Annotated in this window: 17 protein-coding genes; 11 read left to right on the top strand and 6 right to left on the bottom strand. The window is 58.0% G+C overall.

Going from position 1 to position 20,329, the window contains the following annotated elements; all coding sequences use genetic code 11:
- Positions 1-17: 17 nt before the first annotated feature.
- Positions 18-500, top strand: a complete 483-nt coding sequence (locus tag OK409_RS17340) for a YlaC family protein (protein WP_010249002.1) — start codon at positions 18-20, stop codon at positions 498-500.
- Here OK409_RS17340 and OK409_RS17335 read toward each other — a convergent pair.
- The 3 genes from OK409_RS17335 to OK409_RS17325 all read right to left on the bottom strand — a co-directional run bounded on the left by OK409_RS17335 (position 497) and on the right by OK409_RS17325 (position 6,411).
- Positions 497-1,900: a PLP-dependent aminotransferase family protein gene (locus tag OK409_RS17335; RefSeq protein WP_010249003.1), complete on the bottom strand. Its 1,404-nt coding sequence runs from the start codon at positions 1,898-1,900 to the stop codon at positions 497-499. The two genes, OK409_RS17340 and OK409_RS17335, sit on opposite strands and share 4 nt — an antisense overlap.
- Positions 1,901-2,025: 125 nt before the next feature.
- The gene (locus OK409_RS17330) at positions 2,026-4,176 is read right to left on the bottom strand and encodes a putative bifunctional diguanylate cyclase/phosphodiesterase (RefSeq protein WP_061703102.1); all 2,151 of its coding nucleotides are present in this window, start codon (positions 4,174-4,176) and stop codon (positions 2,026-2,028) included.
- A 153-nt stretch (positions 4,177-4,329) separates the two neighbouring features.
- Complete coding sequence (locus OK409_RS17325) at positions 4,330-6,411, bottom strand: putative bifunctional diguanylate cyclase/phosphodiesterase (protein WP_264367275.1); 2,082 nt, start codon at positions 6,409-6,411, stop codon at positions 4,330-4,332.
- 543 nt (positions 6,412-6,954) lie between these two features.
- Here OK409_RS17325 and OK409_RS17320 point away from each other — a divergent pair.
- From OK409_RS17320 to OK409_RS17300, 5 genes are read left to right on the top strand one after another with little or no spacing between them, the layout of a single operon-like run.
- On the top strand, positions 6,955-7,524 hold the full coding sequence (locus OK409_RS17320; RefSeq protein ID WP_033758818.1) for a spore coat protein U domain-containing protein: 570 nt from the start codon (positions 6,955-6,957) through the stop codon (positions 7,522-7,524).
- Positions 7,525-7,546: 22 nt separating this feature from the next.
- Positions 7,547-8,062 carry a spore coat U domain-containing protein gene (locus OK409_RS17315; protein ID WP_010249007.1) on the top strand — a complete coding sequence of 172 codons (516 nt, stop codon included), beginning with the start codon at positions 7,547-7,549 and terminating at the stop codon, positions 8,060-8,062.
- Between the two features lie 25 nt (positions 8,063-8,087).
- Positions 8,088-8,786: a molecular chaperone gene (locus tag OK409_RS17310; protein ID WP_010671112.1), complete on the top strand. Its 699-nt coding sequence runs from the start codon at positions 8,088-8,090 to the stop codon at positions 8,784-8,786.
- A gap of 7 nt (positions 8,787-8,793) precedes the next feature.
- Complete coding sequence (locus OK409_RS17305) at positions 8,794-11,241, top strand: fimbria/pilus outer membrane usher protein (RefSeq protein ID WP_264367274.1); 2,448 nt, start codon at positions 8,794-8,796, stop codon at positions 11,239-11,241.
- Positions 11,238-12,215, top strand: coding sequence for a spore coat protein U domain-containing protein (locus OK409_RS17300; protein WP_124890335.1), 978 nt, complete (start codon positions 11,238-11,240; stop codon positions 12,213-12,215). The genes OK409_RS17305 and OK409_RS17300 overlap by 4 nt, the downstream gene beginning before the upstream one ends.
- Here OK409_RS17300 and OK409_RS17295 read toward each other — a convergent pair.
- From OK409_RS17295 to exbB, 3 genes are all read right to left on the bottom strand, one after another.
- Positions 12,212-13,534: an MFS transporter gene (locus OK409_RS17295; RefSeq protein ID WP_010671115.1), complete on the bottom strand. Its 1,323-nt coding sequence runs from the start codon at positions 13,532-13,534 to the stop codon at positions 12,212-12,214. The two genes, OK409_RS17300 and OK409_RS17295, sit on opposite strands and share 4 nt — an antisense overlap.
- A 235-nt stretch (positions 13,535-13,769) precedes the next feature.
- A complete protein-coding gene (exbD, locus tag OK409_RS17290) occupies positions 13,770-14,192 on the bottom strand; it encodes a TonB system transport protein ExbD (protein ID WP_010249013.1) in 423 nt (140 codons plus the stop codon).
- A 6-nt stretch (positions 14,193-14,198) separates the two neighbouring features.
- Entirely contained in the window at positions 14,199-14,921 is a 723-nt protein-coding gene (gene exbB / locus OK409_RS17285; RefSeq protein ID WP_022623877.1) for a tol-pal system-associated acyl-CoA thioesterase, read from the bottom strand.
- 353 nt (positions 14,922-15,274) lie between these two features.
- Here exbB and OK409_RS17280 point away from each other — a divergent pair, with 353 nt between their 5' ends.
- The 5 genes from OK409_RS17280 (at position 15,275) to OK409_RS17260 (ending at position 20,301) form a co-directional block, all read left to right on the top strand.
- Entirely contained in the window at positions 15,275-16,246 is a 972-nt protein-coding gene (locus tag OK409_RS17280; protein WP_010249015.1) for a TRAP transporter substrate-binding protein, read from the top strand.
- A gap of 48 nt (positions 16,247-16,294) precedes the next feature.
- Positions 16,295-16,801, top strand: a complete 507-nt coding sequence (locus tag OK409_RS17275) for a TRAP transporter small permease (RefSeq protein WP_010671117.1) — start codon at positions 16,295-16,297, stop codon at positions 16,799-16,801.
- A 14-nt stretch (positions 16,802-16,815) separates the two neighbouring features.
- Positions 16,816-18,102 carry a TRAP transporter large permease gene (locus OK409_RS17270; protein ID WP_010671118.1) on the top strand — a complete coding sequence of 429 codons (1,287 nt, stop codon included), beginning with the start codon at positions 16,816-16,818 and terminating at the stop codon, positions 18,100-18,102.
- A gap of 135 nt (positions 18,103-18,237) precedes the next feature.
- Complete coding sequence (gene metC / locus OK409_RS17265; protein WP_010671119.1) at positions 18,238-19,428, top strand: cystathionine beta-lyase; 1,191 nt, start codon at positions 18,238-18,240, stop codon at positions 19,426-19,428.
- Between the two features lie 210 nt (positions 19,429-19,638).
- A complete protein-coding gene (locus OK409_RS17260) occupies positions 19,639-20,301 on the top strand; it encodes a DedA family protein (protein WP_010249020.1) in 663 nt (220 codons plus the stop codon).
- Positions 20,302-20,329: the final 28 nt, after the last annotated feature.

The following is a 20,329-nucleotide window of genomic DNA, read 5'->3' as shown; positions in this document are numbered from 1 at the left end:
TGACAGTGAGGTAACAAATGGACGCTATTAAACAAATCCTGATTGACGAGATCGCCCTGCTTAACCGCGAAGAACGTCGCGACAATTTGCCGCGTTTCAGCCTCTCGTTTCTGAAGAACCACCCTGGTCTCTGGGCAGTAATGTATCTCTGCTACGGCCTGTGCGTGGCGCTGATTTTCACCACCGAGATGCTCGGCTGGCCCGCCTTCTGGTTTGCCACCGTGTTTGTGCTGGTGATGAGTGTGCTGATGCTGCTGGATATCAACCCGAAATATCGCTTTGAAGATATCGATGCCCTCGACCTGCGCGTTTGCTACAACGGCGAGTGGTATTACATTCAGCCGGTGCGCGAACAGGCAATCTCACGCATTCTGTCGCTGCCTGAGACACCAGAACGTGTGAAGAGCGGTATCCAGCGTCTGCTGACGCAAAAAGGGGAAGTGGACTTCTATGATGTCTACTACCTGACCTGGGGCCATCAGGAAGCGGCGCGGGTTTAATCCGCCTGCCCTTCCGCCATCAGCTGACCCAGCTTCACGATTGCCGCCTCGGCCCGACTATCCCACGGCCAGGCGGTATTTAACCTGAAGCAGTGCCTGAACTGCTCACCTGCCGAAAATAGCTGCCCCGGTGCAATACTGATCCCCTGAGCCAGCGCCCGCTGATAGAGCCGGGTCGTATTGATGCTTTCCGGCAGCGTCACCCAGAGAAAATAGCCGCCACGCGCTTCGCTGACCGTGGCCTGCGGCGGCAGCACCTTCATTAACGCCTGGCGCACCATCTGCTGTCGCTTCGCCAGAATCTGCCGCAGCCGCTTCAGATGGGTGTCGTAACGCCGCGTGGCAAGAAAATCGGCCAGCGCCAGCTGCATCGGCGCACTGGTAGAGAGCGTGCTCATCAGTTGCAGCCGCTGAATACGCTGCGCATGCTGTCCCGCCGCGACCCAGCCGACGCGGAATCCTGCCACCAGCGACTTTGAAAATGAGCCGCAGTGCAGCACGTTCCCCTGGCGATCCCAGGCTTTCGCCGGCAGCGGCGGCGCATCACCCGCCCAGAGTTCGGCATAGACATCATCTTCAATCATCGGTACCTGATAACGCGCCAGCAGGGCGACCAGCTGCTGTTTGCGTTCCGGCGTTAAGGTTACGCTCAGCGGATTCTGCAGGGTGGTCATCAGCCAGCAGGCTTTCACCGGCCAGCGCTGCAGGGCCTCCTCCAGCTGGACGAGGTCGATGCCATTTCTGGCATCGACCGGAATTGCCAGCGCCTTGAGCTTAAGCCGCTCTATCGCCTGCAGCGCGCCATAAAAACTCGGCTGTTCAATCACCACATAATCGCCCGGCTCGGTCAGGGATTGCAGACTGAGGTTCAGCGCCTCCAGCGCCCCGCTGGTGATGACAATTTCATCCGGCGACAGGGTGATGCCCTGACGCGCATAGCGCTGCGCCAGCAGCTGTCGCAGCGTGGCGTTGCCGGGCGGCAGATTGTGCAGCGCATCGGTTGGGGTCAGATGATGAGAGACGTTAGCCAGCGAGCGCATCAGCTGGCGCTGCGGAAAGAGTGCGGGATCGGGAAAGGCGGAGCCAAACGGCACGATGGCCGGATCGCGCGTGGCCTGCAGCACATCAAACACAAAGTCGTTGATATCGACCTGTTCACTGATCGCCACGCTCAGCGGCGCGGGTGCTAAGGCACGCGGTGCAACGTAGTAACCCGACTGTGGACGGGAGACGATCCAGCCCTGACTCTCCAGCAACTCATAGGCATGCAGCACCGTCATCAGGCTGACACCCTGCTGCGCGACCTGCTGACGCAATGACGGCAGACGGGTGCCCGGCAGCCAGATGCCGGCCTCTATCTGCTGCTGAATCTCATCCATCAATCGCTGGTATTTCGCCACGGGTGACCTCTCCTTGTTTGACCGTGAATAGTCTGACCGCGAGACTTTACCACGCACGGCGACCAATGACAGGCAGCGCGAATCGCTTTATCCGATTGCGCTGATTCTTCACGGCTTCAGGCAGGTCAGATCACAGCGACCTGCGGCGTCAGCGGCTGCCCGGCTTCGGCTTCGGCATTAAGACTCACTTCCGCAATCGCCTCTTCAATTTCTGCCACCACATAATCAGCCAGCTCCGGCACCCGCTCCGGGGGAACCGGCTTGCCCAGCAGATAGCCCTGCAGCGTATTACAGCCCAGGCTGGTCAGGAAGGCCTGCTGCTCAGCGGTTTCAACGCCTTCGGCCACCACTTTCAATTGCAGCGACTGCGCCAGCGCCACTATCGCCGACACGATGGTGGCATCTTCTGTGTGATGCTGCAGCTCATTCACAAAGGCCCGGTCAATCTTGAGTTCACTGGCCGGTAGCCGTTTCAGATAGAGCAGGCTGGAGTAGCCAGTGCCAAAGTCATCAATTGAAGCTTTCACCCCGAGCTGGGTCAGCTCAGTCAGAATACGCACGCTCTCATCGGGATCGCGCATCGCGGTGGTTTCCGTCACCTCCAGCGTCAGCAGTTCGGCCGGAATCTGATGTTTTTCCAGCGCATCCACCACCGTCTTCACCAGATTCGATTGCTCAAACTGCAACGCCGACAGGTTCACCGCCACCGACCAGTGCGGATGGCCCTGCAGATGCCACTGGCGCAGCTGGCGACAGGCTTCATGGATTACCCAGTTGCCGATATTGACAATCATTCCGGTCTTTTCTGCCATTGGCAGAAATTTATCGGGCGACAGCAGGCCGCGCTGCGGATGCTGCCAGCGCAGCAGCGCCTCAAAACCGAGAATCGGACCGCTCGGCGCGCAATATTTTGGCTGATAGAACAGGCGCAGTTCATCATGATCCAGCGCCTGCCAGAGATCGTTATTCAACTGAAGCTGGCTCTGGGCCTGAATGTTCATTGAAGGCTGAAAGAAGGTGTAGCCGTTGCGGCCATTATTTTTGGTGTGGTACATCGCCGCATCGGCGTTGAACATCAGTTCGCGCTCATCCACGCCATCGCCGGGATAGACCGCGATGCCAAGACTCAGCGATACCACCAGCTCATAGCGTGAGATATCAAACGGGCGATCCACCGCTTTGACCAGCTTATCGGCGATGGCCGCCGCATCATTGGGATCGTCGATCTCTACCAGCAGCACAAACTCATCACCGCCGAGCCGCGCCAGCGTGAAGTAGCCGGTCATCTGCTCGCTCATGCGCTCGGTCACGCCGACCAGCAGACTGTCGCCAATGTGGTGCCCGAACGCGTCGTTGACCGCCTTAAACCCATCGAGATCCATAAACATCAGGGCAAACTGCCTCTGCTCACGGTTCGCTTTGTTAATCGCCTGCTCCAGCCGATCCTCCAGCAGGATGCGGTTGGGCAGTCGCGTCAGGTTGTCGTGCAGCGCCAGCTGTGCCAGCTCGCGATTGGCTTCAGCCAGCGAACTGGCGAGAATCGAGGTACGCGCCTGCATCCGCGCATCCAGCATCGACACCAGCAAGGTAATGCCCAGAATCGAAATAGTGACCACCGTGACCAGAATCGCCAGCCAGTTGCTGTTGACGCCCTGCCCGACCGGATGACTGTGGACGGGAAACTCTGCCGCCATCATGCCGGTGTAGTGCATGCCGGCAATAGCACAGCCCATCACCACCGATGCGCCAATGCGCAGCAGGGTGACCCGACTGGTCTGTCCTTCCCGCAGGTTAAACGCCAGCCACAGCGCGGTGCCAGAGGCGGCCAGGGCGATCGCTACCGACAGCGCCACCCAACTCCATTTCCAGACGATACCGGGGGAGAACATCAGCGCCGCCATGCCGGTGTAGTGCATCGCGACTACGCCGCTGCCGAGGATCAGCGCGCCGCCCGCCAGGCGCGGCAAAGGCAGATCGCCATTGCAGACCAGCCACAGCGCAAATATCGACGCACAAACCGCGATGGCCGCAGAAAAGGCGGTGAGCCCGGCGTTGTAGCTCATGACCATCTCCATGTTCATCGACAGCATGCCGATAAAGTGCATCGCCCAGATGCCGATGCCCATGGAAAAACCGCCGCCGAACAGCCAGACCAGCGCAACTTTGCCGGTTGAATGCACCACCCGTCCCGCCATATCTAAGGCGGTGAACGAAGCCAGCATCGCGACAAGAACGGAGACGATGACGATAAAAGAGTCGTATGAGGTCGCTAACATAGTGCATTCCCGCGAAAGCAGAGCTTGTGGTTGGGCAGAGGGTTTTAAAATTATTCTCTTAGTTATCGGCACAGCCCGGCGGTTAATGAGCCGCGAACCCTGCATCCTTCCACTCATTCTGAGTGATGAAATCTATCGTTGCTGTCAATACAGTCAGCCGGACAGTGACGCCACCGGCTGTCGCAGTGAGGGAAAACTCAGCGCCTCAACCCGGTCCGCTGGCGTCGGCTTGCCCAGCAGATAGCCCTGCAACGCATCAAAGCCTAAGCTGGTGAGCAAATGCTGCTGCTCTTCAGTCTCCACCCCTTCCGCCACCATGCGCAGATTGAGGCTCTGCGCCAGGGTCAGCATGGCGCTGACTACGGTCGCATCTTCACTGCCGGGCCGCAGGCAGTTGATAAAGCTGCGATCAATTTTGAGTTCACTGGCATCCAGATCTTTGAGATGCAGCAGGTTGGCATAGCCGATGCCGAAGTTATCAATCGCGACGCTGACACCCGCCTGCTGCAATTCACGAATGCGCTGCTGGCTGAAAGCGGGATCGCGCATGGCAATCGCTTCAGTGATCTCCAGCATCAGCGCGCTGCCTGGCAGCTGGTTACGCGCCAGGGTCTGCGTCAGGATAGTCAGCAAATCACGCTGGTGAAACTGCAACGCGGAGAGATTCACCGATACCGTCCAGTCACTGTGGCCCTGGCTGTGCCATATCCTGAGCTGACGGCAGGCCTCCCCGATCACCCAGTTACCCAGCGCAATAATCTGACCGGTTTTTTCGGCGCGCGGCAGAAACAGCTCAGGCGTCAGTAAACCGCGCTGCGGATGCTGCCAGCGCAACAACGCTTCGAATCCCATTAACCTGGTGCCGCCGGAACAGAATTTGGGCTGATAGAACAGCCGCATCTGCTCGCGCTCTATCGCCTCCCACAGATCGTTCGCCAGCTCCAGCTGATGCTGCGTCGCGGCGCTCATGGCCGGTTCAAACAGGCACCAGCCGTTTCGTCCGCTGTGTTTGGTGTGGTACATCGCCGCATCAGCATTAAACAATAGCTCCTGCCGGTTGCGACCGTGCAGCGGAAAGATCGCAATGCCCGCGCTGAGTGAAACGTGCAGCACATAGCGATCAAGTTCAAACGGCGAACTGATGACTTTAACCAGTTTTTGCGCCAGCTGGCGGGCTGCGCTGATATCGCACTCAGCCATCAGCACAAATTCATCGCCCCCCAGACGCACCAGCAGCATCGTGTTGCTGAGCTGGCTACACAGCCGTTCCGCCACCGCCACCAGCAACCGGTCACCGACGTGATGTCCCCATGTGTCATTGACCGCTTTGAAGCCATCGAGATCCATATAGATCACGGCAAAGCGATGCTCATTAAGCATCGCCTGTTTAATGGCGAGATCGAGCTGCTGCTCCAGCATTACACGATTGGGCAGCGTGGTCAGGTTGTCATGCATCGCCAGCTGACGCAATTCCTGGTTAGCGCGATTGAGGCGGGTCGCCAGACGCGCGGCGCGTAGCTGCGCATCCAGCATCGAACTCAGCAGAGTGATACCCAGAATAGTCAGGGTAATCAGCGTTACCCACACCGCCAGGCCCGCATTACTGACGCCGTGCGGCTGCATCATACTGCTGTGGCTGAACTCTGCTGCCGCCATACCCACATAGTGCATACCGGCGATGGCGATGCCCATTACCAGAGAGGCCAGCCCGCGCATCAGCATCAGATGATGATCGCCCTGGCGCAGATGAAAGGCCAGCCACAGCGCCAGGCCAGAGGCCGCAAACGCAATCAGCACAGAGAGCGCCACCAGCAGCGCATTCCACTCCGGTTGCGGTTCAATCAGCAGGGCATACATACCAAGATAGTGCATGACCACCACACCCGCGCTTAGGATCAGCGTGCCGCGCAGCAGCCGCTGGCGGGTGAGATGCAGGCCACCCACCGTCTGGCCAAAAGCCAGCACAGACGCCAGGATCGCCACCAGCAGCGAGAGGATCGTCAGCCGCGTGTCATAGCGCATCATCATCGGCAAGATCATCGCCAGCATCCCGATAAAGTGCATTGCCCAGACGCCAATCCCCATTGCGATGCCGCCCACCAACAGCCAGAACCGGGCGCTCCAGCCACGGGATACCGCCACTCGTCCGGCGGTATCCAGGGCTGTAAAAGAGGCAATGAACGCCACGATCAGCGAAACGCAGATCAGGACGCTATCCCAGGTGACAGGCAACATGTGCAACTCCTCACCACCCGCGGAGAAACGGGTGCTGTGTACAGTCTGATAAGTGATCTGAAAACACCCGATGGGTGAAAGTGATTAAATTTCGGTATTTTCTGGTCCTGAAGGTCAGGCAAAACGCGCCCGCCGACGCTGGCCATTTATAACCTGCATCTTATTAACCGCCCGCAGAGCAAGCCGGTAAACCGTTATTATGTCTGATTGGTACAGGAACATATCACCGAAGCAGAAAGCATGCCAGATACCGAAAAAACAAAGAATTTTGTTTTATCGCCTCGTCTTCGCGCCTTGCTGTTACTGGGTTATCGGCCGGAGTGACGTTTTGATTAATCAAAAATAAATAGCAAGGCTTCGCGTAACGCTTTAACTGATCTATAGTAAGTAAAACTGATATAAATCAGCATTCTTAAGTCTAAGATTTTTCTTAAGATAGCGGCACTGCCTACCTTGTTATTTTATTTCCTTTATTTTGGGTTGAATCGTTAATAAACACCGGGTGAAAAAGCACTGACTCTGGATAATCCGTAAGGAAATATTATGAAACTCAAGCTTTTTCTGTTTGCCGCTGCAGGATTAACTGTCGCTATTCCGTCATTAACCCAGGCGGCGACGACCTCGGGAACCATCAATGCCACGTTAACCCTGACCACCGGTTGTCTGGTGAACGGCCAGTCGGCTACGGCGGGCGTTAACTTCGGTACCCTGAACTTTGGTAGCAGCGCAGCCACGTTCGATACCCTGAACGCCACACTGGTCGGTGCGGCTGGTAACGGTATTTTTGTGCGCTGCACCACCGGTCAGGATTACAACGTGGTGGTCACCAGCAGCAATGCTGCGCCAGCGACCATCTACGGCACCGCCTCTGCATCGCCGCGTTATCTGGTACTGGGATCGGATAATGCGCAGGGCATCGCCTATACCCTCTACAGTGACGCCTCCTTTACCACGGCGATCGCCAACAATACGCCTATCGCCGCCAGCGGTACTACCGATCCGACGCTGGGGACCAACTACGCCATCTATGGCCGGGTGGTCGGCGGCGGCTTTAACCCCCTGATCCCTGCCGGAACCTATACCGACACGATTAACGTTGCCGTGAACTATTAACTGCTGTCGCAGGTAAATACGGGTGGTTCTCTGGCGATCCTGCCTGACGATCGCATGCGGTCTGCCCCTGCTGACAGGGAGTATCAGCGCCTGGAGTCTGCCAACCAGCACCTTCCAGGTTACCGCGTCGATTGTGGCAGGCTGCGTGATATCCGGTACCAATACCGGCGTCTTTGGCACGCTTAATTTCGGTACGCAGTCTGGCGTGGCGGCGAATACCGTCAACGCCAGCTATCTGCAGAGCACCTCGATTAATCTCGCCTGTACGCCGGGCACCACGCTGAGCATGAGCATTAATCAGGGCAACAATTTCACCACGACCCGTAACCTGAAGCTGCCCAATTTCAGCAACACCGTTCCCTATACGCTCTTTAGCAACGCCAGCCGCACCACGGTGATCCCCGTGAACCAGGCGGTGCCGCTGAGTTATAGCAATGCCAATAACATTACGCTGCCGATCTACGGTCAGCTACAACTGCCCGGCACTGCGCGCGCCGGCGTTTATACCGACACGCTGACCGTCACCCTGAGCTGGTGAGGTGATAGAAAACAAGGATATGATCATGAAGCCACTGCGCGCCCTGTTGCTGCTGCTAAGTTCCACCCTGCTCTCCCCGGCCTTCGCCGCGAATTCGGTCATGATCTGGCCCATCGATCCCGCCATTAATCCTGAAGAGAAAGCCAGCGAACTCTGGCTGGAGAATCGCGGTAACAGCACCACCATGATGCAGATCCGCGTCTTCAGCTGGCAGCAGAACAATGGCCAGGAGCAGTATCAGACTCAGCAGCAGGTAGTCGCCAGCCCGCCGATGGTGCGGATGGAGCCAGGCCAGAAACAGCTGGTCAGGCTGATTAAACAGACGCCGCCTGCGGCCGGTAAAGAGCTGGCCTATCGGGTGGTGCTGGATGAGATCCCGACCCCGCGAAATCCCGGCGAGAATCAGGCCGGGCTGACCTTCCAGATGCGCTATTCGGTGCCGCTGTTTGTTTACGGTACCGGGCTGAACACAGACAGCGCTCGCCCGGCTCTGCGCTGGCAACAGGTCAGCGAGGGCGGCAGGCGCTGGCTCCAGTTAACCAACAGCGGCAGCGGTCACGCCCGGTTGAGCAATGTGGCGATTGGCGGTCGCAAACTGGGCGAAGGCTTATACGGCTATGTGCTGGCTGACAGCTATCACCGCTGGCCGCTCACCTCGCCGGTGAGCGGCGAACTCACTGCAGAGGTTAACAAGAGCCAGTGGCGCAGCGCTGCCCAGAAGTAAGCGCTGAATGAGACCGTTTTCCCTGCATCCCTGCGCGCTGGCCGTGGCCAGCGTTATTTACGCTTTTACGCCGGATCCTGTGCTGGCGGAGACTTACTCATCCCTGCCCCCGCCGCCCAGCCTGCAGACCAGCAGCAACGGTCAGCAATATATGCTGGAGCTGGTGATTAACCAGCAGGAGAACGGCAATATTGTGCCGGCAGAGCAGCGCGACGGTCATTTCTGGATTCGCAGTGGCGATCTGCAGCGTGCCGGCCTGCCAGCGGATAAGCTGGGCCAGCAGACGCAGGTCGATGTCAGCAGCCTGCAACCCATCAAAGTGGAGTATGACGCTGCGCGACAGCGTCTGCTGCTGACCGTACCGCCTGAGTGGCTGCCCGGTCAGGTGATTGGCGAGGCGAAGAACGGACCGCGCTATCCGGGCCGTACCAGCAGCGGCGCGCTGATTAATTATGATCTTTACGCCAGCCGCACGGATAACAGTGGCTCCCGCCTGTCCGCCTGGAACGAACTGCGGCTGTTTGGTGATGCCGGTCATTTCTCTACTAACGGCGTCTGGCAACAGCAGCTGGAAGGCAGTACCACTTATCAGGATGATGGCTATATCCGCTACGACACCTGGTGGAGCAATGAAGATGAGAATGCGGCGGTGAGCTGGCGGGTCGGCGATCTGGTCACCGACTCGCTGGCCTGGAGCAGCAGCGTGCGGCTCGGTGGCATCCGCGTCGGTCGCGACTTCAGCGTCCGTCCCGATCTGGTGACCTATCCGCTGCCCGCCTTTTCCGGTCAGGCCGCCGTGCCTTCCACCGTCGATCTGTTTATTAATGGCTATCGCTCCAGCCAGGCGAACGTGCAGCCTGGCCCCTGGTCGATGACCAATGTGCCATTCGTTAACGGCGCGGGTGATGCCGTGATCACTACCACCGATGCGATTGGCCGCCGTGTCACCACCACCATGCCGTTTTACGTCTCCAGTAACCTGCTGAAATCGGGGCTGTCGGACTACGCCTTCTCTGCCGGGGCAATCCGCGAAAACTATGGCATAAAGAACTTCGATTATGGTGAGGCAGCGGCCAGCGGCTCCTATCGTTACGGTATGACCGACTGGCTGACGCTGGAGAGCCACGCCGAAGGCAGCGAAACGCTGGCGATGGGCGGGCTGGGTGGTCAGCTGCGCGTCGGCAGCTGGGGCGTGGTCAACGGCGCGGTGGCGCAAAGTCAGCTCGATGGCGAGAGCGGCAGGCAATATAGCTGGGGATATCAGTACAATAACCGCTGGTTCAACATCGGCACTCAACAGACCCAGCGCAGCAGCGACTTCGGCAATCTGGCGCTGGTCGGCAGCCGTGCCGGTAGCCAGGCGGATAGCCGCTACGCACTCTCACGCCGCAGTGCTCAGTACAGCGCCAGCGTCTCGCTGAACCGCTTTGGCAGCGTCGGTGCTGCCTTCATCGACATCACCGACGGTCAGGGCGATCGCACCCGGCTGTGGAACCTCTCATGGAGTAAAAACCTGTGGGGTAACAGCAGTCTGTATGTCTCGGCCAGCCGCGATCAGCAGGAGAAAAGCTGGACCGGGGCGATTTCGCTGGTGATCCCGTTTGGCGAACAGGGCAGCGTTGCCCTCAGCAACGAACGCGACCAGCGTGGCCGCGACAGTCAGCGCGTTTATGCCTCACGCGCCATGCCCAGCGACGGCGGGTTCGCCTGGGATGCCTCCTGGGCGAATCAGAGCGGAGACAGCGGCGATTATCGTCAGGGCAGTCTGCGCTATCGCAATAACCAGATCGACACCTCGGCGGGCTTCTATGGCGATGATGATAACCTCACCCAGTGGGCCGATCTCTCGGGTGCGCTGGTGTTAATGGACAACAGCGTCTTTGCCGCTAACGAGATCAACGACGCCTTTGTGCTGGTGAAGACCAACTATCCCGACGTTAACGTGCGCTACGAGAATCAGTCGATGGGACGCACCAATCAACAGGGCTATCTGCTGGTGCCTGCCATCAGCAGCTACTACCCGGCCAAATATGATATCGACACCCTCGACCTGCCGGCAGATATGACCACGCCTCGGGTTGAGCAGCGCTTTGCGGTGAAACGCCAGAGCGGCTATCTGCTCAACTTCCCGGTGGAGAAACTGCGCTCAGCCAGCGTAATCCTGGTCGATGCGCAGGGCCAGCCGCTGCCGGTATCAAGCCTGGTGCAGCGTCCCGATCATCCCACCGGGTATGTCGGCTGGGATGGCATCGTCTGGATGGAAGATCTCACCGCCAGTAACCCGATGCAGGTGGTGACGCCCGATGGCCGCCAGTGCGAAACCGAACTGCGCATCGCCAGCGGTCAGCCGCAGGCGCTGAAAACTTACGGCCCCCTGACCTGTGCGCTGCCCGCCCCTGCCGCAGGCAGCGCCCCCTCTCCCGCTGAATCATTTACGTCCGGAAACCGACCATGATGAAATCTGTAATACTGGCTGGCCTGCTGCTGTTACTGCCGTCGCTGGGCTACGCCGCCTGCGCCCTGCCCGCATCGACCGCCAGTTTCGGTTCAGTTACGACCTTTGTGGCGAACACCACCGTCAGTTCCACCACCACGAATGCCAACGTCAACTGTGGCGCGGGTGCCGGGCTGTCGCTGCTGGGCAATAACCAGATCACCTTTCAGCTGACGGGCGCGAGCAATAGCAACGGCACGCGCGGTACGCTGAAACGCAGCGGTGATACCGGCAGCGATAATGTGCCGGTGCGGCTCTGCACCGACACGGCCTGCGCGACTGAACTGACGATTGGCGGTACACCGTTTGTCTATGGTTCGCAGACCCTGATCAACCTGGCGGGCTTGCTGGGCAGCCTTAACTTCGCTATCCCGGTCTATCTGCGCACCGTTCCCGGTCAGGTGGTCGCCGCCGGGACGTACCAGCTGACACTGAATATGGCCGTGACTTATCGCATCTGCACCAGCGTTGCGATTGGCAATATCTGTTTAAGCGAGCAGAACGGCAGCGGTGTCATCCCGATTAATATCACCGCCATTCTTACCAATGACTGCACCACCATCACCGCGCCGAATATCAGCTTTGGCAGCGCGCCGCTGGTCGGCAGCTTCTCCGCCGTATCACAGACCATCAACGTGTTGTGCAGCAAAGGCAGCACCTATACCGTCGGGCTGAGCAACGGCAGTTATCCGGTGGGCAGCGTCAGGAATATGGCGAGCGGCGCGAATCGGCTGAGCTATGAAATTTATAAAAGCACCACCAGCAATCGCTGGGGATCGGCAGGCACTGAACGCTGGAGCAGTACCACCTCGACGGCGGTATCCACGGATGGACTGACGCGCGGTTTTAACTACACCGCGCGCATCCTGACCACGCAGAACACGCCGCCAGCCGGAAACTACAGCGACAGCGTGGTGGTCGATTTGTCATTTTAGAGTGAAGCACTGACCGGCGTGCCGCTGTGACGGGTCTGATACTGCTTCACCATCCGGCCAATCAGCAACGTGCCGATCAACCCACAGACTGCGGCAAAGGTCAGCCAGACGCCCGGCATCGCTTTGTCACCGGTGGCATGGATCAGGTAGCTGGAGATGGCAGGCGTAAAGCCGCCAAACAGCGCCGTCGCCAGGCTGTAAGCCATGGAGAAACCGGCGGCGCGCACCTCCGCAGGCATGATCTCCGCCAGATAGACCACCATCGCACCGTTATAGCTGGCATAGAGAAACGACAGCCACAGTTCCGCTTCCAGCAGGTGGGCGAAGCTGGCCGATCCCACCAGCCAGTGCAGCACCGGCCAGGTGGTGACAATCATCAGCAGGGTAAAAATGATCAGCAGCGGACGGCGTCCGACGCGGTCCGACAACGCCCCCATCAGCGGCAGCCAGATGAGGTTTGAGACACCGACACAGAGCGTCACCAGAAACGCCTGCTTGTCACTCATCATCAACACCGTTTTACCAAAGGTCGGGGTAAAGGCGGTGATCATGTAGAACATCACCGTGGTGGTGACCACCATCAGCATCCCCGCCAGCACCAGCGCCCAGTTACTGGCGACGGACCGCATAATTTCCGTCATGCTCGGATGATGTTTACGTTTGCTGAACGCCTCGGTCTCTTCCAGCATCCGGCGGATATAGAACAGGAACGGCACAATCAGACAGCCGATCACAAACGGGATACGCCAGCCCCACTCCGTCACCGCCTCTTTCGCCAGCAAATGATTCAGCATCAGACCCAGCAGAGCAGCAAAGATCACCGCAATCTGCTGGCTGCCCGACTGCCAGCTGACGAAAAAGCCTTTGCGTCCTTTGGGCGCGACTTCGGCCAGATAGACCGACACGCCACCCAGCTCCACGCCCGCCGAGAAGCCCTGCAACAGCCGTCCCAGCAGGATCAGAATCGGCGCTGCCACGCCCAGGGTGGCATAGCCCGGCACCAGCGCGATGGTCAGGGTGCCCATCGCCATTAAGCCCAGCGTCAGCAACAGCCCTTTACGACGACCATGATGGTCGATGTAGGCACCGAGGATGATCGCCCCCAGCGGGCGCATCAGGAAGCCGGCACCGAAAGTCATCAGGGTCAGCATCAGGGAGGCAAACGGGTCATCGCCGGGAAAGAAGGTTTTTGAAATGGCAGTAGCGTAGTAGCCAAACACCATAAAATCGTACATCTCCAGGAAGTTACCACTGGTGACGGTGAAGATGGTTCGGGCGGCACTTTTCGGCGGCTTTTGTAAAGACGGGGTGTGACTCATAACGGCTTCCTGTTGTTTTTTAGCCGTTTTAGCCTGCCTGATGCGGGATTAATGTGACCTGGCTCACCATTGCACTTTACAAACCCATGTACATAAGTAACAACCAATTAACAATTCAGCTCAGGCAGCATAAGTGATTACCCTGGCCCTGATTTGCCTGATTTTATAGGGCTGGAGAGCAGCCATAAAAAAAGGCGACCTGAACAGCCGCCTTTTTCCTGAGCCGGATAACCCGCTATTTCTTCACGGTTTCCATGCCCATCAGACCAATTTTCAGATAGCCCGCCGTGCGCAGCTTATCCATCACGCTCATCAGCGTTTCATAATCGACCGACTTATCCGCCTGGAAGAAAATGGTGGTCTCTTTGTTGCCCTGGGTCTGGTTAGTCAGCACGTTAACCAGCGACTCCGGCGTAACCTGATCGTTACCGACGTAAAGCTGCTTATCCGCTTTAATCGACAGGTAAACCGGCTTTTCCGGGCGCGGCTGCGGCGCGCTGGTTGAGGCGGGCAGATTGACGCGTACGTCGACCGTGGCCAGCGGCGCGGCCACCATGAAGATGATCAGCAGAACCAGCATGACGTCGATAAACGGCGTCACGTTGATCTCATGCATTTCACCATCCGTTTCCAGATCGTCGTTTAATCGCATTGCCATAAGAACTTACCCTAAGCGCAGTTTCTGAGCCGTCGCAGGACGAGGAACATCAGTGGCGACGGTGCCCAGATCGATATCACGACTCTGCAGCAGCATCACCTGAGCGGCGACATCACCCAGCGAGGCTTTGTAGTTGGCGATCATGCGGGCAAAGACGTTGTAGATCACCACCGCCGGAATCGCAGCGATCAGGCCAATCGCGGTTGCCAGCAGCGCTTCGGCGATACCCGGTGCAACAACCGCCAGGTTCGTTGTCTGGGTTTTAGCGATGCCGATAAAGCTGTTCATGATGCCCCATACGGTGCCGAACAGGCCGATAAACGGCGCAACCGAACCGATGGTCGCCAGGAAGCCATTGCCCCGGCCTGCATGGCGGCTGAACGCAGCGACGCGGCGCTCAAGGCGGAAACTGGTGCGATCTTTAATCCCGTTGGTATCTTCCACGCCAGCCGACAGTTCAAGCTCATTCTGCGCATCATTCAGCAGCACCACACTGTGGCTGTGACCGGTAAACGACTGGGCAATGCGGGCGGCGTCATTCAGATTGCGGGCTTCGCCCAGCGCCAGATGCTCGCGCTTCAGGCGGCGCTTAGCGGCGCTGAGTTCGGCATATTTGCCGAAGAAGATCGCCCAGGTCACCACTGAGGCCAATAACAGGCCAATCATGACCACCTTTACCACGATATCGGCATGTTGATACATGCCCCAAACGGAGAGGTCCGTTTGCATCAAATCACTGGCTACCACGCTGCTTCTCCAACTTCTGATTCAGGGATGCGAGACAAGCGCGAATAATAGCAAAACGACGGCGAATTGATAGTAGTTCTCATTAGTATTTACAAAGCTGATCGACGCCATTTACCCGCAATTGACCAGGTTTAAACACTTTTGATAAGGATGTTTCTAAAATGTGAAGTTGCATGAAAATTTATTAAAACATCGTTTCAAAATGTGATGGCATTCATTCAATCAGCATTGCCGCATTTTACTGGCGCGCGTTTTCACTATGCTGGCTCCACACGGTTCTCTCCGGTTAGCCCCCCGACGCCGGACGCCGTCCTACCTCAGCGGGAGACAAAATAATGAGAATGACGAAAACATGCCTGGCCAGTGCCCTGGCGGCGATGATGATGAGCGCCACCGCCACGGCACAGGTGATCAAAGTGGCTGAAGTCCAGCCTGCCGGTTATCCGACCGTGGTCGCCCTGCAGCACATGGGCGACAAACTCAAACAGGCCACCGATGGACGGCTGGAGATGAAGCTCTTCGCCGGTGGCGTGCTGGGGGACGAAGATCAGACGCTGCAACAGGTGCAGCTGGGCGCAATCGACATGATCCGTGTATCGCTGGCGCCAGTCACCTCGATCGCCCCGGAAACCAGCGTGCTGACCCTGCCCTACATTTTCCGCGACATTGACCACATGCACAAAGTGCTGGATGGCGAGATAGGCCGCGAGATTGCCGACAAATTCGATAAAGATCCCAACGCCCGCATGGTGTTCCTGGGCTGGACCGATGCCGGTGAGCGCAACATGATCACCAAGAAGCCGCTGGCAAAACCGGAAGATCTGAAAGGCATGAAGATTCGGGTGCAGAACAGCGCCATCTCATTGGCGACCCTGAAAGCGATGGGCGCGAATCCGGTGGCGATGGGCGTCAGTGAAGTGTTCAGTGCGATGCAGACCGGTGTGGTCGATGGCACCGAGAACAACCCACCGACCTTTGTCGCCCATAACTATATGCCGGTGGCGAAGTACTACACCCTCAGCGGCCACTTTATCCAGCCAGAGATGATCCTGTTTTCAAAACGCGCCTGGGATCGCCTGAAACCTGAGGATCAGGCGCTGCTGAAGAAGCTCGGCAAAGAGGCGCAGGATGAGGAGCGCCAGCTCTGGGCGACCTATACCGAAGAGTCGATCGCCAAAATGAAGGCGGGTGGCGTCACCTTCCAGCAGACCGACCGCGACTACTTCGTCAAAGCGACCCAGCCGGTGCGCGATCAGTTTGGCGGCAAATATCAGGATCTGATGACCCGGATCGCTGAGGTGAAATAACCCTTCCGCGCCACACTGCCGTGTGGCGTGCTTAATCAGGTATCAATTATGGCTGCTTATACACGTCTGATGGATGGGCTCTATCTGCTGTGCATGCTGATTGCCGCCGTGGCACTGATGATTATGGTGACGGTGATCCCGATCGGGATCTTCGCCCGCTACGTGATGAACGGCGCGCTCTCCTGGCCGGAACCGGTAGCCATTATCTGCATGATCATTTTTACGTTTATTGGCGCACCGGTCGGACTGCGGGCCGGAACGCATATCTGCGTTTCCATGGTCACCGATCGCCTGTCACCCGCCCGGCAGCGCCTGATGCTGCGCGTCAGCGATCTGCTGATGATCATCACCTGTCTGGTGATCTTTCAGGCCAGTTACAGCCTGTGTGAAGCGATGTGGGTGCAGACGCTCGCTTCATTACCGGCAGTAACTTACGGCGAGATGTATCTGCCGATTCCGATTGGCGCGATCTTCACCCTGCTGTTTGTTGTTGAGCGATTGCTGACCGGCGATCAGAGCCAGCGGCCGATTGTCACGCTGGGCGGCACCCACTAACGCGGAGCAGAAAAATGGATGCATTGATCTTGATAGGCAGTTTGCTGGTGTTGCTGATGGTGGGTTTTCCGGTCGCCTTTGCGGTGGGGCTGAGCGCCTTTATTGGCGCCTGGTGGATCGATCTGCCGCTGGAAGCGGTGGTGATTCAGGTGACCAACGGCATTAACAAATTTTCGCTGCTGACTATCCCGTTCTTTATTCTCGCGGGTGCGATTATGGCGGAGGGTGGGATTGCCCGGCGGCTGGTCAACTTCGCCTATATCTTTGTCGGCTTTATTCGCGGTGGCCTGTCGCTGGTGAACATTGTCGCCTCCACCTTCTTTGGCGCGATTTCCGGCTCATCGGTGGCGGATACCGCCTCGATTGGCTCGGTGATGATTCCGCAGATGGAGGAGAAAGGCTATCCGCGTGATTTCGCTGCCGCAGTAACCGCCAGCGGCTCGGTGCAGGCGGTGCTGACGCCACCCAGCCACAACTCGGTGATTTACTCGCTGGCGACCGGCGGCATGGTGACCATCTCCTCGCTGTTTGTTGCCGGTATCTTTCCTGGCCTGCTGCTGGGTGGCTGCCTGATGATAATGTGCCTGGGTTTTGCCCATAAACGCGGCTATCCCAAAGGAGAACGTATTCCGTTTCGTCAGGCGCTGAAAATCTTCTTCGACGCGTTCTGGGGCCTGTTTACCGTGGTGATCATCATGGGTGGCATTCTCTCCGGCATCTTTACCGCCTCGGAGTCCGCCGCGATCGCCTGTATCTGGGCCTTTTTCGTCACCATGTTTATCTACCGCGACTTTAAATGGAACCAGCTGCATATCCTGCTGTTCCGCACCATTAAAACCGTTACCATCGTGATGGTGCTGATCGCCTTCGCGGCCGGATTCGGCGCGGTGATGACCTTTATGCAACTGCCGACGATTATCACCGAGGCGTTCACCAGCCTTTCCGATAACAAATATGTGATCCTGATGTGTATCAACATCCTGCTACTGGTGGTGGGAACGCTGATGGATATGGCACCGCTGATCCTGATCCTGACGCCAGTGCTGTTGCCGGTCGCCACCGCGCTTGGCGTCGATCCGGTTCACTTCGGCATGATCATGCTGACCAACCTCGGGATCGGCCTGATCACCCCGCCGGTCGGTACGGTACTGTTTGTCGCCAGTGCGGTCAGTAAGCAGAAAATCGAGCAGGTGGTCAGAGCCATGCTGCCGTTTTACGGCATGCTGTTTATCGTGCTGATGCTGATTACCTATATTCCCGCCATCTCCCTCTGGTTACCGCGCCTGATGGGCGTGATGTAGCGTCGGCAAAATCGGGTCCGGTGGCGGACCCGATTTTCATCCTGCGAAGCACTCTGATAATCACCATTGAGTCTCAACCCTGCTGGTCGTTTCGTGGTAACGTGAGGGCTTAGTCAGAAGCGGCAAAGGCGACTCATGACCACCAGAAAAATTGATACCACGCTCGTCAGTGCAGGACGCAGCAAGCGTTATACCCAGGGCTCGGTGAACAGTGTGATTCAACGGGCCTCCTCGCTGGTTTTTGATACGGTCGCGGAGAAGAAACGCGCCACCGCCGGTCGGGCAAAAGGCGAGCTCTTTTATGGCCGTCGTGGCACCCTGACGCACTTTGCACTGCAGGATGCGATGACGGAGCTGGAAGGCGGCGCAGGCTGTGTGCTCTACCCCTGCGGCGCGGCTGCCGTGGCGAACGCGATTCTGGCGTTTGTCGAGGCGGGCGACCACGTGCTGATGAGTGGCGCAGTCTATGAACCGACCCAGGATTTCTGTACTAAAATCCTGACTAAGCTGCAGGTTTCAACGGGCTGGTTCGATCACTGTATCGGTAGTGAAATCGGTGAGCTGGTGCAGCCCAATACCCGGGTCGTTTTCCTGGAATCGCCTGCCTCTATCACGATGGAAGTTCAGGATATTCCGGCGATTGTGGCAGCGGTTCGCGCCAAAGCGCCCGAGGCGATCATCATGATCGACAACACCTGGGCGGCCGGTATTTTATTTGATGCGCTGGCGCACGGCATCGATATTTCGATTCAGGCGGGCACCAAATATCTGATTGGTCACAGCGATGCGATGATCGGCACGGCGGTCGCCAATGCGCGTTGTATCGATCAGCTGCGCGAGAACTCCTATCTGATGGGTCAGATGGTCGATGCCGATACCGCCTACATGGCGAGTCGGGGTCTGCGCACGCTGGGCACCCGTCTGCGTCAGCATGAAGAGAGCGCGATTCAGGTGGCAGAGTGGCTGGCAGCGCGTCCCGAAGTGGCGCGGGTTAATCACCCGGCGCTGGCGCAGAGCAAAGGTCATCAGTTCTGGCAGCGTGATTTTAACGGCAGCAGCGGCCTGTTCTCTTTTATCCTGCAGGAAAAACTCAGCGCGCCCCAGCTGGCGGAATATCTCGATCACTTCCATCATTTCAGCATGGCGTACTCCTGGGGCGGCTATGAATCGCTGATCCTGGCGAATCAGCCGGAAGAGCTGGCCGCGATTCGTCCGGCGGGTGGAGTCGACTTCACCGGTACGCTGGTGCGACTGCATATTGGTCTGGAGCACGTTGACGATCTGCTGGCTGACCTGGACGCCGGTTTTGCGCGCCTGACGCGTTAATAAACTCAGGCAAAAGATAAACAGAGGCTAAACAGAAGATGAACCGGGTAGCGGCCACCCGCAGAGTTTGCCGGGCTGCTGCTCATTTATTGTTAAAATTTATCCCAGACCGTTCAGGTCATCAGTGAGGTCGCTGCATTTATTGCGCAGCGCCGCGACCGATTGCCTGAATGCAGACGGATAGTTCCTTGTGACGTGATGGAATAGCAAATGGGTGTTTTACACGAGATTGTCCACGCGCTCTGGCATCAGGATTTTGCCGCGCTGGCAAATCCGGATGTGGTGTGGGTGGTGTACGGCGTGATGTTCCTGACGCTGTTTCTGGAAAATGGGCTGTTACCCGCCTCTTTCCTGCCGGGCGATAGCCTGCTGCTGCTGGCGGGTGCGATGGTGGCAAAAGGGGTGATGGATTTTGTGCCGACGATGGTGATCCTCACCACCGCCGCCAGCCTGGGCTGCTGGCTGAGCTATCTGCAGGGTCGCTGGCTGGGGAATACCCGGCTGGTGAAGAGCTGGCTGATGCATCTGCCCGCGCAGTATCACCAGCGCGCGTGGAATATGTTTAACCGTCACGGCCTGATGGCGCTGCTGGTCGGCCGTTTTCTGGCCTTCATCCGGACGATCCTGCCGACCATGGCGGGCATTGCGGGCTTGCAGAATGGTCGCTTCCAGCTGTTCAACTGGCTCAGCGGCGTGCTGTGGGTCGGCATCGTCGTGACGTTTGGCTATGGCATCAGCCAGGTGCCGTTCATCAAGCGTCATGAAGATCAGGTGATGGCGATCCTGATGATACTGCCGATGGTGTTGCTGTTTCTCGGGCTGTTCGGCAGCATTCTGGTTATCTGGAAAAAGCGTCGGCAGAAACAGGCCTGACGTCAGCGCATAGCATCAGGATCCGCCG

The organism is Pantoea sp. RG18, from assembly GCF_025910075.1.
GTDB classification, from domain to species: domain Bacteria; phylum Pseudomonadota; class Gammaproteobacteria; order Enterobacterales; family Enterobacteriaceae; genus Pantoea; species Pantoea agglomerans.
The sequence above is the reverse complement of the archived record's forward strand: the minus strand, read 5'-3'. Positions and strand labels throughout refer to the sequence as shown.

Bases quoted from the DNA above. Each gene is read 5' to 3' on its own strand.
- OK409_RS17340 (WP_010249002.1), top strand. From the start codon at position 18: ATGGACGCTATTAAACAAATCCTGATTGACGAGATCGCCCTGCTTAAC.
- OK409_RS17330 (WP_061703102.1), bottom strand. From the start codon at position 4,176: ATGTTAGCGACCTCATACGACTCTTTTATCGTCATCGTCTCCGTTCTT.
- OK409_RS17325 (WP_264367275.1), bottom strand. From the start codon at position 6,411: ATGTTGCCTGTCACCTGGGATAGCGTCCTGATCTGCGTTTCGCTGATC.
- OK409_RS17320 (WP_033758818.1), top strand. From the start codon at position 6,955: ATGAAACTCAAGCTTTTTCTGTTTGCCGCTGCAGGATTAACTGTCGCT.
- OK409_RS17310 (WP_010671112.1), top strand. From the start codon at position 8,088: ATGAAGCCACTGCGCGCCCTGTTGCTGCTGCTAAGTTCCACCCTGCTC.
- OK409_RS17305 (WP_264367274.1), top strand. From the start codon at position 8,794: ATGAGACCGTTTTCCCTGCATCCCTGCGCGCTGGCCGTGGCCAGCGTT.
- OK409_RS17300 (WP_124890335.1), top strand. From the start codon at position 11,238: ATGATGAAATCTGTAATACTGGCTGGCCTGCTGCTGTTACTGCCGTCG.
- OK409_RS17295 (WP_010671115.1), bottom strand. From the start codon at position 13,534: ATGAGTCACACCCCGTCTTTACAAAAGCCGCCGAAAAGTGCCGCCCGA.
- exbD (WP_010249013.1), bottom strand. From the start codon at position 14,192: ATGGCAATGCGATTAAACGACGATCTGGAAACGGATGGTGAAATGCAT.
- exbB (WP_022623877.1), bottom strand. From the start codon at position 14,921: ATGCAAACGGACCTCTCCGTTTGGGGCATGTATCAACATGCCGATATC.
- OK409_RS17280 (WP_010249015.1), top strand. From the start codon at position 15,275: ATGAGAATGACGAAAACATGCCTGGCCAGTGCCCTGGCGGCGATGATG.
- OK409_RS17275 (WP_010671117.1), top strand. From the start codon at position 16,295: ATGGCTGCTTATACACGTCTGATGGATGGGCTCTATCTGCTGTGCATG.
- OK409_RS17270 (WP_010671118.1), top strand. From the start codon at position 16,816: ATGGATGCATTGATCTTGATAGGCAGTTTGCTGGTGTTGCTGATGGTG.
- metC (WP_010671119.1), top strand. From the start codon at position 18,238: ATGACCACCAGAAAAATTGATACCACGCTCGTCAGTGCAGGACGCAGC.
- OK409_RS17260 (WP_010249020.1), top strand. From the start codon at position 19,639: ATGGGTGTTTTACACGAGATTGTCCACGCGCTCTGGCATCAGGATTTT.